13 protein-coding genes are annotated in these 14,800 nt (G+C 60.8%); 6 read left to right on the top strand and 7 right to left on the bottom strand.

Annotation, left to right across the window (positions count from 1 at the left end; translation table 11 throughout):
- Window positions 1-83 precede the first annotated feature (83 nt).
- Complete coding sequence (locus ACZ9H3_RS07245; RefSeq protein WP_454241964.1) at window positions 84-1,316, top strand: acyl-CoA dehydrogenase; 1,233 nt, start codon at window positions 84-86, stop codon at window positions 1,314-1,316.
- Here the strand turns inward: ACZ9H3_RS07245 and ACZ9H3_RS07240 are convergent.
- Window positions 1,310-2,632 (bottom strand): substrate-binding domain-containing protein, encoded by a 1,323-nt coding sequence (locus tag ACZ9H3_RS07240; RefSeq protein WP_476220216.1) that lies wholly within the window; start codon window positions 2,630-2,632, stop codon window positions 1,310-1,312. The two genes, ACZ9H3_RS07245 and ACZ9H3_RS07240, sit on opposite strands and share 7 nt — an antisense overlap.
- 182 nt (window positions 2,633-2,814) lie before the next feature.
- Between ACZ9H3_RS07240 and ACZ9H3_RS07235 the strand changes: the two genes are divergently transcribed.
- Window positions 2,815-3,363, top strand: coding sequence for a hypothetical protein (locus tag ACZ9H3_RS07235; RefSeq protein ID WP_476220215.1), 549 nt, complete (start codon window positions 2,815-2,817; stop codon window positions 3,361-3,363).
- A gap of 113 nt (window positions 3,364-3,476) precedes the next feature.
- Here the strand turns inward: ACZ9H3_RS07235 and xthA are convergent, their stop codons facing one another.
- Window positions 3,477-4,289, bottom strand: a complete 813-nt coding sequence (gene xthA, locus ACZ9H3_RS07230; RefSeq protein WP_330523552.1) for an exodeoxyribonuclease III — start codon at window positions 4,287-4,289, stop codon at window positions 3,477-3,479.
- Between the two features lie 160 nt (window positions 4,290-4,449).
- On the opposite strand from xthA, the gene ACZ9H3_RS07225 reads away from it, so the two are divergent.
- The 3 genes from ACZ9H3_RS07225 (at window position 4,450) to ACZ9H3_RS07215 (ending at window position 10,574) form a co-directional block, all read left to right on the top strand.
- Window positions 4,450-5,100: a GNAT family N-acetyltransferase gene (locus tag ACZ9H3_RS07225; protein WP_330523553.1), complete on the top strand. Its 651-nt coding sequence runs from the start codon at window positions 4,450-4,452 to the stop codon at window positions 5,098-5,100.
- A 63-nt stretch (window positions 5,101-5,163) separates the two neighbouring features.
- On the top strand, window positions 5,164-6,903 hold the full coding sequence (locus ACZ9H3_RS07220) for an autotransporter assembly complex protein TamA (RefSeq protein ID WP_476220214.1): 1,740 nt from the start codon (window positions 5,164-5,166) through the stop codon (window positions 6,901-6,903).
- The gene (locus ACZ9H3_RS07215) at window positions 6,900-10,574 is read left to right on the top strand and encodes a translocation/assembly module TamB domain-containing protein (RefSeq protein WP_476220213.1); all 3,675 of its coding nucleotides are present in this window, start codon (window positions 6,900-6,902) and stop codon (window positions 10,572-10,574) included. Before ACZ9H3_RS07220 ends, ACZ9H3_RS07215 begins: the two co-directional genes overlap by 4 nt.
- A gap of 1 nt (window position 10,575) precedes the next feature.
- Here ACZ9H3_RS07215 and ACZ9H3_RS07210 read toward each other — a convergent pair whose 3' ends face one another.
- The 4 genes from ACZ9H3_RS07210 to ACZ9H3_RS07195 all read right to left on the bottom strand — a co-directional run bounded on the left by ACZ9H3_RS07210 (window position 10,576) and on the right by ACZ9H3_RS07195 (window position 13,059).
- Window positions 10,576-11,148: a DUF2589 domain-containing protein gene (locus tag ACZ9H3_RS07210; protein WP_065758523.1), complete on the bottom strand. Its 573-nt coding sequence runs from the start codon at window positions 11,146-11,148 to the stop codon at window positions 10,576-10,578.
- A 67-nt stretch (window positions 11,149-11,215) separates the two neighbouring features.
- Window positions 11,216-11,860: a DUF2589 domain-containing protein gene (locus tag ACZ9H3_RS07205; protein ID WP_065758524.1), complete on the bottom strand. Its 645-nt coding sequence runs from the start codon at window positions 11,858-11,860 to the stop codon at window positions 11,216-11,218.
- A 46-nt stretch (window positions 11,861-11,906) separates the two neighbouring features.
- Window positions 11,907-12,296, bottom strand: a complete 390-nt coding sequence (locus ACZ9H3_RS07200; protein WP_065758525.1) for a Mor transcription activator family protein — start codon at window positions 12,294-12,296, stop codon at window positions 11,907-11,909.
- Window positions 12,297-12,597: 301 nt separating this feature from the next.
- Window positions 12,598-13,059, bottom strand: a complete 462-nt coding sequence (locus tag ACZ9H3_RS07195) for a hypothetical protein (RefSeq protein WP_476220212.1) — start codon at window positions 13,057-13,059, stop codon at window positions 12,598-12,600.
- 149 nt (window positions 13,060-13,208) lie between these two features.
- On the opposite strand from ACZ9H3_RS07195, the gene ACZ9H3_RS07190 reads away from it, so the two are divergent.
- A complete protein-coding gene (locus tag ACZ9H3_RS07190; RefSeq protein WP_065758527.1) occupies window positions 13,209-13,397 on the top strand; it encodes a hypothetical protein in 189 nt (62 codons plus the stop codon).
- A gap of 40 nt (window positions 13,398-13,437) precedes the next feature.
- Here ACZ9H3_RS07190 and trhP read toward each other — a convergent pair whose 3' ends face one another.
- The gene (trhP, locus tag ACZ9H3_RS07185; RefSeq protein WP_099775296.1) at window positions 13,438-14,757 is read right to left on the bottom strand and encodes a prephenate-dependent tRNA uridine(34) hydroxylase TrhP; all 1,320 of its coding nucleotides are present in this window, start codon (window positions 14,755-14,757) and stop codon (window positions 13,438-13,440) included.
- Between the last annotated feature and the right edge of the window lie 43 nt (window positions 14,758-14,800).

Here is a 14,800-nt window from a genome sequence, read left to right as displayed (position 1 = left end):
ACGCGGTGAGAATAGGCTAGGTGGATTTTGGCCGGTGAACTACAGTCTGCTCAGCCCCCTTTTTTACGCAGAAGGTACTGCCGATGGATTTCGCCTATTCACCCAAGGTCCAGGCATTGCGCGAGCGCGTCACGGCGTTCATGGATGCCTATGTTTACCCGGCCGAAGCGGTCTTCGAGCGTCAGGTCGCCGAGGGTGATCGCTGGCAGCCGACTGCAATCATGGAGGAACTCAAGCGCAGGGCTCAGGCTGAAGGCCTGTGGAACCTGTTCTTGCCTGAGTCGGAACTGGGGGCGGGGCTGACCAACCTGGAATATGCGCCGTTGGCCGAAATCATGGGCCGCTCATTGCTGGGGCCGGAGCCATTCAACTGCTCTGCGCCGGACACCGGCAACATGGAAGTACTGGTGCGCTATGGCAGTGAGGCGCAGAAGCAGCAGTGGCTGGCGCCCTTGTTGCGTGGCGAGATTCGTTCTGCGTTCGCCATGACCGAGCCGGACGTGGCATCTTCTGACGCCACCAATATGCAGGCCACGGCGGTGCGCGATGGCGACGCGTGGGTGATCAATGGGCGCAAATGGTGGACCTCCGGCGCCTGCGATCCACGTTGCAAGGTCATGATCTTCATGGGTTTGAGCAACCCCGAAGGGCCACGTCATCAACAGCACTCGATGATTTTGGTGCCTACCGATACCCCCGGGGTGAACATTGTCAGGCCGTTGCCGGTGTTCGGTTATGACGATGCGCCCCATGGTCATGCTGAAGTGCTCTTCGAGAATGTCCGCGTACCCTACGACAACGTATTGCTGGGCGAGGGCCGGGGGTTTGAGATTGCCCAGGGCCGTCTCGGCCCAGGCCGCATTCACCACTGCATGCGTTCGATCGGGATGGCCGAGCGCGCCCTGGAACTGATGTGCAAGCGTTCAGTGGCGCGCAACGCCTTTGGCAAACCGCTGGCGCGGCTGGGCGGTAACATCGACAAGATCGCTGATTCGCGGATGGAGATCGACATGGCCCGACTGTTGACGCTCAAGGCGGCCTACATGATGGACACGGTGGGTAACAAGGTGGCCCGCAGCGAGATCGCCCAGATCAAGGTGGTGGCACCAAACGTTGCGTTGAAGGTGATCGATCGGGCCATTCAAATACATGGCGGGGCTGGCGTTTCCGGTGACTTCCCGCTGGCCTACATGTACGCCATGCAGCGCACGTTACGATTGGCCGATGGCCCGGATGAGGTCCACCGCGCCGCGATCGGTAAGTACGAGATCGGCAAGTACGTACCGCGCGAGCCACTTCGCAGCGAGCCTCAGTAAACCCAGACCTCGACCCGGCGGTTGCGGATTCGGCCTTCGTCCTGGTCGTTCGCCGCCACCGGCAGTTCGGCGCCCAGGCCAAGGATCTCCCGAGCGGTCACGCCTTGCCGGGCCAGCTCGCGGCGCACGGCCATGGCGCGCAACTTGGACAGCAAGGTGGCGCGCGCCGGGTCGTTCTTGGCATCGCCGAACCCCACCAGGCTGATTTTCTGGTCGAGCTTGCCGGTGCGCTTGAGGTACGCGACCACCCGTTGCAGATCGGCTTGCGCCTTGTTGTCCAGCGTGGCGCTGCCTTCGGCGAAACGAAAGTTCACCGAGAGCCGTTGTGCCTGTTCAAGCAGACCTCGATAAGCCGCAGGCATCTCGGCATTGGCCCGTACCGGCATCGCCTGGACGGTCTGGGCAATGAATCCGCTGGCGGTGACGATGGCCTGGCCGGGTTCGCTTTGTGCAAAGCGAATCAGCGCCTGGGCCCAGGGGTTGTGCTGGCCGGGTGGCAGGTAGAAATACAGCCGACGGGCCAGCGGATAATCTTCGCTGGCGATCAGCCCGGGTGTCGGCAACATCGCACTCGCCGCGCCGTCGGCGATGGCCAGGACTTTGGCGCCGTGCACTGAGCTCAGGCTGCTGAAACCGATTGCCTGACGATCACGACGAACTTCGGCGGCCAACTGCTCACCCGACTCAAACCGTGTGGTACTGGTTGCCAGCGTCAGGTCATGGGGGTCGAGTACCAGGCTCTTGAACGTCTCGAACGTACCGGAGCGATCGTCGCGAGCGTACAAGCGGATCGGCCCGCTGCCGAGACCGAGCGCGTCCCAGGTCGTAATGCGGCCTGCGAAAATTTTTGCCAACTGTTCGGTCGTCAATTGTGGCAAGGGATTGTCCGGGTGGACGATGACCGCCATGCCATCAAGGGCGATCACCTGCTCGGCCTCGGCACTTTTCAGATCGCCAAGCGCTTCCAGGTCGACCAGTTCGCTGTCTTTTATCGGGCGCGAGGCCGCCGCGAGGTCGGCGTCACCGTTTTTAAGCGCGGTAAAACCGGTGCTCGACCCGTGGGCCGCAATATTCACCTGGATCAACTCGCCCTGAGCAGTGTGGCCTTGTACCTGGACTTCGTTGGCAACCGTGCCGGGCAGGATCTGGATGTCCTGCACGCCTTGCGCTTGCAGCATGCCGCGCACCAAGGCTGGCGCCAGCACGCTGCCGATGGTGTTGGAGCCCTGCAGGCGCAGTACCGTTTGCCCGGCGTGCGCGGCGATGGGGAGGGCGGCTAACAGGCTGAGGAGCAGCCGAAAAACAAGGGGGAACATGCCAGTGGGTGCTCGCGGCTAGAGGTCGTGCCGGGAGATTAAGACAGTACGATGACCGCAAGATGACGAAGGCTCAGAGGATTTTGGCTGAATGGTACGCCGGCAACATTGGTACTACCCTCTGAGAAACACGCATTTTGCGTGGTTCGCTGTGGCCAAACGCCTGACGTGAGGATCGACCGATGCTGCAACGGCTAAGCGTGAGGTTACTGGTGTCTTCCTTTGCACTGCTTGCGGCGTGTGCGACGCACGTCGACAGTACCAGTGAAGCATCATTTTCTGCGTCGATGTTGGCCATGAGTCAGGGTATGGACCTGGAGCAGAAAGCGGCGTTTGATCGGGCGCTGACAGTGGTCAGGGAAGCATACGGGCTTGACCGGGCGCGAATGGCCAAGGCACTGGATGGCAAGGACGCCGAGGATGTCCTGGACCTTGCTGCGGATATCCGTGAAAAACAGGATGAGGCGGCCCTGGCGCAAGCCGAAAAGGATCAGGCTGCTCATCTTGAGTCATCGAAGGCGAACCTTGCGCAGTACACGGAACACTGTGAGGCGCTTGAAGCCAAGCGCCTGGCCGAGGATCCGGACAGCCGCGGCCCCAGTCGTTTTGAGGCACACGTGTGTGCGTCCGCAGACAGCTATGAACGCACGGTCGACAATCTTGAAGAGATGACGGCGCAGCAGTACAAGGACGCTGATAAAGACACGATCAGCCAGCTCAAGCTGGACTGAACATCGGCGTTGTCTGCCACCGGGTGTCGGTGGGGTGCCTTGGCGTTCGCGGTGTTTGCATCGCGGGCAAGCCCGCTCCCACATGTGGGATGCAGGCTAGCCAGGGGCGGGGCTTAGCTCAATTCCAGCCAGATCGGTGCGTGGTCCGAGGGTTTTTCCATGCCGCGCAGTTCGTAATCGACGCCCGCATCCTTGAGCCGTGGCAGCAGCCCTTGAGAGGTCATGATCAGGTCAATGCGCAGGCCACGCTTGGGTTCATCCTCGAAACCACGGCTGCGGTAGTCAAACCAGCTGAAACGGTCGCAAACGTCAGGGTTCAGGTGGCGGAAGCTGTCGACCAGGCCCCAGTTTTTCAGCCGTGCCATCCACTCGCGTTCTTCCGGCAAGAAGCTGCATTTACCGGTCTTGAGCCAGCGCTTGGCGTTGTCCGGGCCGATACCAATGTCGCAGTCTTCCGGGGAGATGTTCACGTCGCCCATCACCACCAAGGGCTGCTGGTTCTGGAACTGGCTTTCAAGCAGGGTTTGCAGGTCGTTGTAGAAACGCTGTTTGGCCGGGAATTTGGTGGGGTGGTCGCGACTTTCACCCTGGGGGAAGTAGCCGTTCATGATGGTGATCGGTGTGCCATCGGCGTCGGCGAAGGTGCCCCAGATGAAACGGCGCTGGGCGTCTTCCTCGTCGGTACTGAAGCCCTTGAACAGGCTCAATGGCGCTTGGCGCGAGAGCAGGGCGACGCCGTAGTGGCCCTTTTGACCATGGAAGTTCACGTGGTAGCCCAGTGCTTGAACTTCAGCCAGTGGGAATTGCTCGTCAGCCACTTTGGTTTCTTGCAGGCCGATCACGTCCGGTTGGTGCTTTTCGATCAACGCGGCCAACTGATGGGGCCGGGCGCGCAGGCCGTTGATGTTGAACGAGACGATCTTCATGGAAGCAACAATCCTGGTAAAAGTCAGGATGCTAGCTGACATCGTCGGCCACGACCAGCGTGGCGGCCCAGTCGATCGCCTGCTAACGTGCTTCACGAGGGCGCGCCAGCGTAGCGAGCACCTCGCTGGCAATGAATGCCCAGGCCTGGAGGTTTTCACGATGTCCGAATCGACTGCTGTTACGGCTGAAGTCCGCTTGCTCGATGGGGGCTACAGTCATGAGACCCGCTCGTTGCTTTACCATGCCTACCGCCGCGAGCCGACCTTCGCCTACCTGTTCGAAGCGGCGCGCCCTGGTTACGACCACCGCATCCGCGCCACGGTGCGAGAGCTGGTGCAGCAGCATTTTTATCAAGAACTGCCCGCGTTGGGGTTGCTGATCGGGGAGCGCTTGATTGGCGTTGCACTGATTGCACCACCACAACGTCGGCTCAGCGTCACGGAAAGCTGGGCCTGGCGTATACGCATGTTGCTGAGCACCGGGTTCAACTGCACGCGCCGCTACCTGGATTACCAAGCGGCACTGATGGCCTGCCTACCCACTGACGCGGTTCACGTGCTGCCGCTGCTGGGTATCCATCCGCAGTTTCAGGGCCAGCACTTTGGTGAACAGTTACTGCAGGCGTTGCACGACTGGTGTGCTGAAGATGAGCATTCTCAAGGGGTTGTTCTGGACACCGGCAATGAGCATTACCTGGCGTTTTATGCGCGGCAGGGCTATCAGGAGATTGGTGAAATTGCGGTAGGGCCTGTTCGTGAGCACGTTTTTTTTCACCCGAACCCCCAGCATTCCCGGCAAATCGGGGCGTAATCGAGCAATGAGCGATGGCCGCGGTCGCCCGACTGCCGTAAAGCTCTGGTAGCATCGGTGCTTATGACGTATTCAGCACCTTTTACCTGTGGTTTGATTCTATGCATCGCCAGCTTCGCCGTCTGTGCACAAAGTGAACTGGTCGTTCGGATAAAGCCTGCCAACAGCGAGCTCAAGGACAATATCGAAGGTTACATTGGTAGCCTGGGTGACCGTGACGAAGAGGCTCTGATGCGCTTCAGTCGCGGTGCCATCGAGCAGGCCAGAAAAGCGGCCCAGGCCTTGGGCTACTACCAGCCTCATATCGAAACCGAGGTCAAACCCCCGGCCAAGGCGAACAAGGGACCACGCCTGGTGATGACCGTTGAGCCGGGCGAGCCAATCCGGATTCGTGACATCACGGTACGTATTCAAGGGCCGGCCAGTGAACTGAAAGCCTTTCGGATTCCCAATAGCCGTTACTTGCGCTCGGGCGAAGTGCTCAACCATGGGCATTATGAGGACGCCAAGCGGCTGATTCAGAACCAGGCTTCCCGCTATGGCTTCTTCAGTGGCCGGTTTCTCCGGCAACGTCTGACGGTCGATCCACTGGCTGGGGTCGCTGACATCGAGCTGGTCTACGACAGTGGCCCGCGCTACGCCCTGGGCAAGGTCCAGTTTACCGGTGACAGCCCTTTCGATGAGGACCTGCTGCGCAGGATGGTGCCGTTCCAGGAAGGTGCGCCCTATGATGCTGAGCTGATCGCCGAGCTCAACAATGCGCTGCAGTCCAGTGGCTACTTCGAGGGGGTGCGTGTCGATGCGGCACCGACGGCAGCCGTCGGCCAGACAATCCCGGTGGCGGTTCAGTTGCAGACCCGCAAGCCCCGTACCATGGGCTTGGGCCTGGGTTTTTCGACGGACGTCGGGCCTCGTGCCAAGGCTAACTGGACGCGCCATTGGGTTAACCCTGAAGGTCATAGCTACGGTATCGAGACCGAGGTATCGGCCCCACGGCAGAACGTCGGGCTGTGGTACGACGTGCCTCTGGACCCGCCGCTGACCGACAAATTTCGTTTTGCCGGTGGCTACCAGAACGAAGAGATCGCCAATACCGACAGCCTCAGTAAACTGCTGACGGTAGGCCCGGAATGGCACAGCAAGTTGCCCAGTGGTTGGCAGCGGGTGATCTCGCTGAAATGGCAGCGTGAAGAGTATCGCCTGGGTGACGACTCCGGGTTGAGCAACCTGCTGATGCCCGGTGTCAGTTATGCCTACCTGCGCAGCGACAACCGCATTGATCCGCACAATGGCTACCGCCTGCAGTTCGACACGCAGGTCGCGAAGGAAGGCCTGCTCTCGGACACCAACCTGGTGCATGGCAATGTCCTGCTCAAGGGCTTGACCACCCTTGGGCAGAACCACCGTTTCCTGGGCCGGGTACAGTTTGGCGGCAGCGCCACCAACGGCTACAAATCAATGCCGCCGTCGTTGCGTTTTTTCGCCGGTGGCGATCAGAGCGTGCGCGGTTACGACTACCAGACGCTGTCGCCGAAGAACTCGGACGGTGACCGTATCGGTGGCCGCTACCTGGTGGCCGGCAGTGTTGAGTACCAATACTCGATTGCCGAGAAGTGGCGCGTGGCGACCTTCGTCGATCAAGGCAACTCATTCAACAGTCTGGAACTGCCCAGCCTCAAGACCGGCGTCGGTCTTGGTGTGCGCTGGGTATCTCCGGTGGGCCCACTGCGCCTGGACCTCGCCCACGCGCTGGATGACGAGGGCGGTATTCGTTTGCACTTTTCCATGGGGCCGGAACTGTGAGTCGTGTGTTTAAAGGGATTGCCATCGGCCTGGTCGGCGTACTGCTGATTGTGGTCTTCGGTGTGGCCGCTGTATTGGGTACGCAGGCGGGCAGCCGTTGGGTACTGAACCGGGTGCCAGGGTTGCAACTGGACGACTTCCAAGGGCGGCTGGCAGGGCAGTGGCAGGCCAAGCGCCTGTTGTGGGAGCAGTCGGGTAACCGGGTCGAGTTGACGCAGCCGTTGCTGGCGTGGTCGCCCGCCTGCCTGTTGCGGATGACGTTATGCGTAACCCAGCTACGCGCCGAGCGGGTGGACCTGGCGTTTGCCCCCGGTGAGCCCTCGACAGACAGCGGCCCGCTGCAGTTGCCGGCCCTGGTATTGCCGCTGAACATCGAACTGGGTGAGCTACAGGTTGGTCGACTGACGTTGGATGGCAATGAACAGTTGAGTGAGTTGCAACTGGCGGCGCGTTGGAGCGTCGAGGGCCTGCGTATTGATCGCCTGCAGGTTCAGCGCGAGGATTTGCACCTGGCGCTGCAGGGGATGCTTAAGCCTGAAGGCGACTGGCCCATGCAGGCCAGCGGCCAACTGCAATTACCTGCAGTGGATGGGCAGCCGTGGCAATTGGCTGTGACGGTGGACGGTGACCTGCAGCAGACGTTGCGGGTGAGCGCGGACAGTACGGGCTATTTGCAGGGACGACTCGATGGGCAGTTGCAGCCGCTGGCGGCGAACCTGCCGGCCAAGGTGCGTATCAGCGCCGACGCCTTCAAGGCGAGCGCCGACCTGCCGGATACCCTGCAGCTCAATCAGGTGTTGCTGACCGGTGAAGGCGACCTGAGCGCGGGTTACCGGCTCGCGGGCAATGCCAGCCTGCCGGCCTCGCAGGGCCCGATCGCCTTGGCCCTGCAAGGCCGGGTCGATGCCCGTGGTGCCGAACTGTCAGCGCTCGACCTGAACGCCGCCGCAGAACAGTACCTCAGGCTCAAGGCCACTGCCGACTGGCAACAGAGCATCAAGGCCAGCGCTCAGCTTGAGTGGCTGGACTTCCCCTGGTTGCGCCTTTACCCGCTGGATGACGCGCCGCAGGTCACCCTGCGTCGTTTCAATGGCCAGGTCCGTTACCAGGAAGGGCGTTACGAAGGGGATTTTGCCGGTGACCTGGACGGCCCGGCCGGTGCGTTCAAGATCAGCAGCCCGTTCAAGGGCGATCTCAAGGCTATCGACTTGCCGCAGCTTGTTCTGAGTGCGGGTCAGGGTAAGGCCGCCGGTAACCTGCGGGTGCAGTTCGCTCAAGGCATTGCCTGGGATACGGCACTGGAGTTGTCCGCGCTCAATCCTGCGTATTGGCTGGCCGAGTTGCCCGGTACATTGGCTGGGCCGTTGCGCAGCACGGGCGAGTTCAAGGATGGCCACCTGCGTCTGGATGCCGACGTAAACCTCAAGGGCCGCCTGCGTGGCCAGCCGGCGCTGCTTCAGGCCAAGGCTGGCGGTGCAGGTGAACAGTGGACCTTGGGCACCCTGGAGGTTCGGCTGGGGGACAACCGTATCAACGGTAGCGGCAGCCTTCAGCAGCGTCTGGCCGGCCAGCTCGACCTCGACATGCCCCGTTTAGGGCAGCTCTGGCCGCAACTGCAGGGGCGTTTGAAAGGGCGCCTGGACGTTGCGGGCACACTCAAGGCCCCACAAGGGCAATTGACCCTGCAAGGGCAGCAGTTGGCCCAGGCCCAGAACCATCTGCAACGCCTGGATCTCAGCGCGCAGATGGACTCGGCACAACGTGTACGGATTGAGTTGGAGGCCGGTGCGATCCAGTTGGGTGAAACGGGAATGGGTACGCTTACTGCCAAGGGGCAGGGCGACAGGCGTCAACAGCAATTGCGCCTGGGCCTGAAGGGGCCGCAACTGGTGCTTGACCTCGAATTGGACGGTCAGCTGGACAAAGACAACTGGCGGGGGCGCCTGGCCAGTGGGCGTATCCAGGCCGGAGGCCAGGATTGGCAGTTGCAGGCCCCGGCCCGGCTACAGCGCCTGGCGAATGGCCAGATTGACTTCTTTGCTCATTGCTGGCGTTCGGGTGATGCCAGCCTGTGCGGCGAAGACCAGCGCCTGGCCCCCGAGCCCAAGCTGCGTTATCACCTCAAGCAGTTCCCGTTGCAGAGCCTGGCCCAATGGTTGCCGAAAGACTTTGCCTGGAACGGCCAACTCAATGCCGATATCAACCTTGACCTGCCGGCCAGCGGGCCCAAAGGACGGGTTCAGGTTGATGCCAGTGGTGGCACCCTGAGGCTGCGCGAGAAAGGCCAGTGGCTGGATTTCCCTTACCAGACCCTGCGCCTGGACAGCACCTTGGGCCCACGGCGGGTAGATTCCCGTTTGGCGTTTCGTGCCGAGCGACTGGGTGAGCTGACCTTGGACACGCGTCTTGATCCGCTGGCGAAAAACAAACCTGTCAGTGGTACGTTCAGTTTGAATGGCCTGGACCTTTCCATCGCCCGGCCTTTTGTTCCGATGGTCGAGCGCTTGGCCGGCCAGTTGAATGGCAGCGGCAGGTTGTCCGGCACGTTGCTGGCGCCACAGGTCAACGGTAGCCTGACCCTTTCGCAGGGCGAGGCCAGCGGTGCAGAACTGCCCATCAGCCTGCGTGAGCTGACCTTGCGTGCCGTGATCGCCGGTGAGCAGGTTCAGTTGCAGGGTGACTGGAAAAGTGGCGAGACTGGCCAGGGACAGTTGAGTGGTCAGATCGGCTGGGCGCGCGCGTTGGCGGTCGACCTGCGTGTTCATGGTCAGCGCTTGCCAGTCAACGTCGAGCCCTACGCCGTGCTGGAGGTAGCCCCGGACCTGAACATCGGCCTGCAAGGCGACAAGTTGGCAATCACAGGCAAAGTGCTGGTGCCCAAGGGCAAGATCAGCATCCGCGAGTTGCCGCCATCCACCGTCAAGGTATCCGATGATACGGTGATCGTCGGCCACCAGACCGAAGCGGGTCAGGCCCCCTTGGCGATGGCCATGAACGTCGACGTCGAGGTAGGGCAGGACAAGCTGTCGTTCAGAGGGTTTGGTTTGAGTGCCAACCTGCGGGGTGCCGTGCATATCGGCGACAACCTCGATACCCGTGGTGAGCTGAGCCTGGTTGATGGCCGTTATCGCGCCTATGGCCAGCGCTTGACCATCCGCCGCGCAAGATTGCTGTTTGCAGGCCCTATCGATCAGCCGTATCTGGACATCGAGGCCGTACGCAAAACCGATGACGTGATCGCGGGTATTCGCCTCAGTGGCAGTGCTGAACAGCCGACCACCCAGGTGTTTTCCGAGCCGGCCATGAGCCAGGAGCAGGCCTTGTCGTATCTGGTATTGGGGCGGCCATTGGGCAGTACCGGTGAGGACAACAACATGCTTGCACAAGCGGCGCTGGGCTTGGGGCTGGCGGGCAGTTCGGACCTGACCGGTAGCCTGGCGAAAAGCCTCGGTATCGACGACTTCCAGCTCGACACTCAGGGGAGCGGCGCCAGCACCAGCGTGGTCGCCAGCGGCAACCTGACGGAACGCCTGAGCTTGCGTTATGGCGTGGGCGTATTCGAACCGGCCAACACCATTGCCTTGCGCTACCTGTTGAGTAAAAAGCTCTACCTGGAAGCCGCCAGTGGGATCGCCAGTTCGCTTGATCTGTTTTACAAACGCGACTTCTGAGTCAGCGAACGGTTGCAGCGGCGATGAACTCGTTGTCCGCGGATGGCGGTGCAGGATCGGGCTGGCGGCAGGGGGTAATCAGTTGGGTGTACTCTTCGATCAGACGATTCAATGCCTCGGGCGGTTCGCAGGCCTGAAACTGCATGCGAATCTGTACTTCGTCCGGGTCACGATGATCGCCTTGGCGCTTGTTCTGAGCGCCTACGGTGACCATGAACCGTTCGTGCTTGAGTGCGCTGTTTTCCAGTACATGGCTTGCATCGGCCAGTTCGGTGTTCTGGATCTTTACCGAGAGGTCGACTTGCATCCGCTCCAGGGCCAGGCCGCGTGGTGACACCAGCGTGATCAGGGGGATGCTCAAGGTATGTCGGTCATCCATGGCGACATCAACCATCTTGGCTTTCATCGGGGCGCCCAAGGCTTCGGCGTCATAGTCAAAAAACTGGTCAAACAGCTTGATGTACTGTTGTGCGATCAGGTTGTTCGCCGCCGCTGCGGCGTCCTGCAGACCTCGGGTAATGTCAGCCAGGTCGCAGGTGGCAAGGGGCTCTTTGTCGTTAGGACTGCGTTCCAAGAGGCTGGGCTCCTTTGGCGAGGGACGGGGAGGCTCCGCTCATCAGAGCGGAACCTGTTGTCGCGTGTCAGTTAGTGGTTTGTTGTACCTGGTCTGGCATTGGCAGTTTGGATTCAGGCAAGGCGTCCTTGTTCTGCGCCTCGGTGTTGGGAAGCATGACCGGCTTGGTGGCGGCATCGGTCAGGAAGTCGATGACGCGCATCAAGGCTTCTGGCGGATCCTGGCGTTTGACGCGGGTGTTGAACGCGTAACGCGCGCGGGTGTCGGTCTTGCGGGTTTGTGTTGACTTGTGGCTGACCTGGCCTTTGACGCTCATCTTGAACGGGCCCCAGCCAATGGAGGCGCCAAACTCAGCGCTGCCACCGGTTTCAGAGCTGCTTTCGGCCTGCTGGCTGATGGTCAGCTCGAACTCGATGTTACCTTCTTCAATGGCGATGTTCGGGTGGGTGATGGCCGCCAGCAGAGGGATCTGCATTTTCTTGGCGACGGTACCCTGATAGACACCCTGTTCGTCTGTGAGGGTTTCTTCATAGTCGAATTGGATGGCGACAGCCTTGCCATCCTGGATACAGACGCCCATGAGGAAGTCTGCGTAGGATTTACTGGCGCTAACCTGCGCCTGAATCATGGCCTGCAGTGGCCCGGAGATCATCCGGTCCAGTGGCAGTGCGTTCATGACCGAGCCGATGAGGCTGTTATCGATAGTTGCCATGTTGAGATTTCCTTATCGTGAAGTGCGCGTGAGTGCGCGGTTACCGTTACGCGGTGTGGCGGGCGTGAGCTTCTTGACGCCGGATATTGCCGATCTGGCGCAGGCTCAGGCCGTATTTGTCGGCCAGCACGCTACGGGACAGGCCGTGCGAGCTTTCCTGTTGAATCTGTTGGTTGCGCAGTTGCCGGTTGAAGTGGTCGGGTTTGGGAATCTCCAGGGCCGTACCGGCATAGCGTTTGATCAAGGCCTCAAGCTGTTCATTGGGCAGTACGTCGGCCAGCGTCGTGCGGCCTGGGTGCTTGGGAATGTACTTGGGCCTGCCGCCGTAGATGCAGGTCAGGCGATACGCGCTTTCCAGCCCGACACACGCGATCAAGGCTTGCAGGGAATGAGGCAGTTGGGTGATGTCGATGCGGTTCAGGTCGCAGAGTTCCATGATCACTTCCTTGTCAATGAGCAAGCCATTTGGGCCTGCGGTAGGTGTTAGCCGTCAGCAATCAGCGTGATCAGCAGTGCCGTACCGGCTGGCTGCGTTGGTCGGCGTCATGGGTTGATTCTCGGGCACTGCGCGACAAAAGATCTAGGTAGCAAGCGGGTCTGTACCAGTAGCTGTTCCTGCTTATGTTCGGTGGGAAAAATGGCGAAGGGGTGTGGGTATTCCGCGGCGTAACAGGCGCAAAGCCCCGGTTTTCGGCCTGCCACCACAACGGCATAGCCGCTGCTTGGCGCTACCAGCGTCAGTCGCAAGGGTGGGTGACCAACAGGCTGACCTGAGCCATCAATGCGGTTTGGCGAGGCAGCGCATTGTCGGGGAAGGAACGCCAATCAACCCACAGGCAGACAGCGGTGAGTGGGGTGCCGCCGCGTGCGCCGACGACCTGAGGTGCGAAGTCGCGTCGGTACAACGCCTGGGTTTTTTTCAACCCTTGAACACGTTCAGCCGAGGCCAGCGTGGCTTTTACCAGTGACGGTATTTCCTGCATGGAGATGGTGAAGGCTTCGCGTGTTTCCGGGCTACCCAGGTGCCCGGCCTGTCGAGAACGTTGCCACAATTGCTGCCATTGGCTGTTGCCTGCGCTGTTCGCCAGGCTGGTTCCGAGTGCTTTCAGGTGCGAGGGGTCGAGGTCTATGGTTTGCAGTGCTTGAGCCTCAATACAGACCAGCAGGCCGACTGTACTGAGCAGGTGGGGTATGCGCATGAGGATGCTCCGCGAGGGACGTTAGTGCTTGAGCGCTCATGTTTGCAAGTTGGTCGGTAGGGCAGAACCGGGAAAATATCCTTGTGAGAGGATTGGACGTTGTATTATTCGCGTTTGATTTTTGTCTTCCACGCGTCAAGGAAACCCACATGACTCAAGGCCAACGCCTTAAATACTCCATCCTGTTGTCCCTGCTGGTGCTGGCAACCATGCTGGGGCTGTCCTACCTGCAGAAAGACGGTGTGATCAGCGAAAAGGTGTTCCAGTACATCGCCATCGGTGTGGCGGTCGTCGTGGTCATCGTCAACGGCATCATGCGCCGCAAGGTCAAACTCTGACTCCAGGTCGGCCAGCGCTAAGGCTGGCCGACACCGGCCGTTACAGGGTCAGGTCACGCAGCAGGAGGCCGTACTCCAGGTTGACCTGCTCAGGAATCGGCAGGTAGACGGTATGGCCATCGCCAGGGGCAACCTCGATCGGTTGGCCCTGGCGATTGCGCAACTGATGCAGGTCGAAATGGTAGTTGCCACGTGGCGTCATCAGTTCAAGGTGATCGCCAAGGCCAAAGCGGTTTTTCACCTGCACTTCGGCCAGCCCATCGACCCGCTCACCGGTCAGCTCGCCAACGAACTGCTGGCGCTCAGACTGCGAGTTGCCACGTTGGTAGTTCTGATACTCGTCATGCACATGGCGGCGCAGAAACCCCTCGGTGTAACCCCGTTGCGCCAGTGACTCCAGATTGAGCATCAACGAGCGGTCGAACTCGCGGCCTGCTACGGCATCATCAATTGCCTGGCGGTAGGCCTGAGTGGTGCGTGCGCAATAGAAGTGCGATTTGGTGCGGCCCTCGATTTTCAGCGAGTGAACGCCCATCTTGGTCAAGCGCCCGACGTGCTGTACCGCCCGCAGGTCCTTGGCGTTCATGATGTAGGTGCCGTGCTCGTCTTCGAATGCCGGCATCTCTTCGCCAGGACGGTTGCTTTCTTCCAGCAGGAAGACTTCATCGGTCGGCGCGCCCAGGCCCAGTGTCGGCTCGACTTCGCGGACGATCTCACCGGTTACATTTTCCGTGGCCGGTGTGGCGCTGTACTTCCAGCGGCAGGCATTGGTGCATGAGCCCTGGTTGGCGTCACGCTTGTTTAGGTAGCCTGACAACAGGCAGCGCCCGGAATACGCCATGCACAGCGCGCCGTGAACGAACACCTCCAGTTCCATTTCGGGAACCTGCTGGCGAATTTCCTCGATCTCCTCCAGCGACAACTCGCGGGACAGGATGACCCGGGTCAGGCCCAGCCCGCGCCAGAACTCCACGCTGGCCCAGTTCACCGTGTTGGCCTGTACGGAAAGATGAATCGGCATCTCGGGGAAATGCCGACGAACCAGCATGATCAGGCCGGGGTCGGACATGATCAGTGCATCCGGGCCCATGGCGATCACCGGCTCCAGGTCCTTGAGGAAGGTTTTCAGCTTGGCGTTATGCGGTGCGATGTTGACCACCACATAGAATTGCTTGCCCTGGGCCTGGGCTTCCTTTATGCCGATGGCCAGATTCTCATGGTCGAATTCGTTGTTGCGCACCCGCAGGCTATAGCGCGGTTGCCCGGCATAGACCGCGTCGGCGCCATAGGCGAAGGCATAGCGCATGTTCTTTAGGGTGCCGGCAGGGGCAAGTAATTCGGGTTTGGCGAGGCTGGTCATGGGAGATCGGGTCGCAGCTGAAAAAGGCGCAGAGGCTACCTCA

It is taken from the genome of Pseudomonas sp. TE3910, assembly GCF_056279025.1.
Note: the sequence above shows the minus strand (reverse complement) of the source record. Positions and strands in the feature narration are given on the sequence as shown.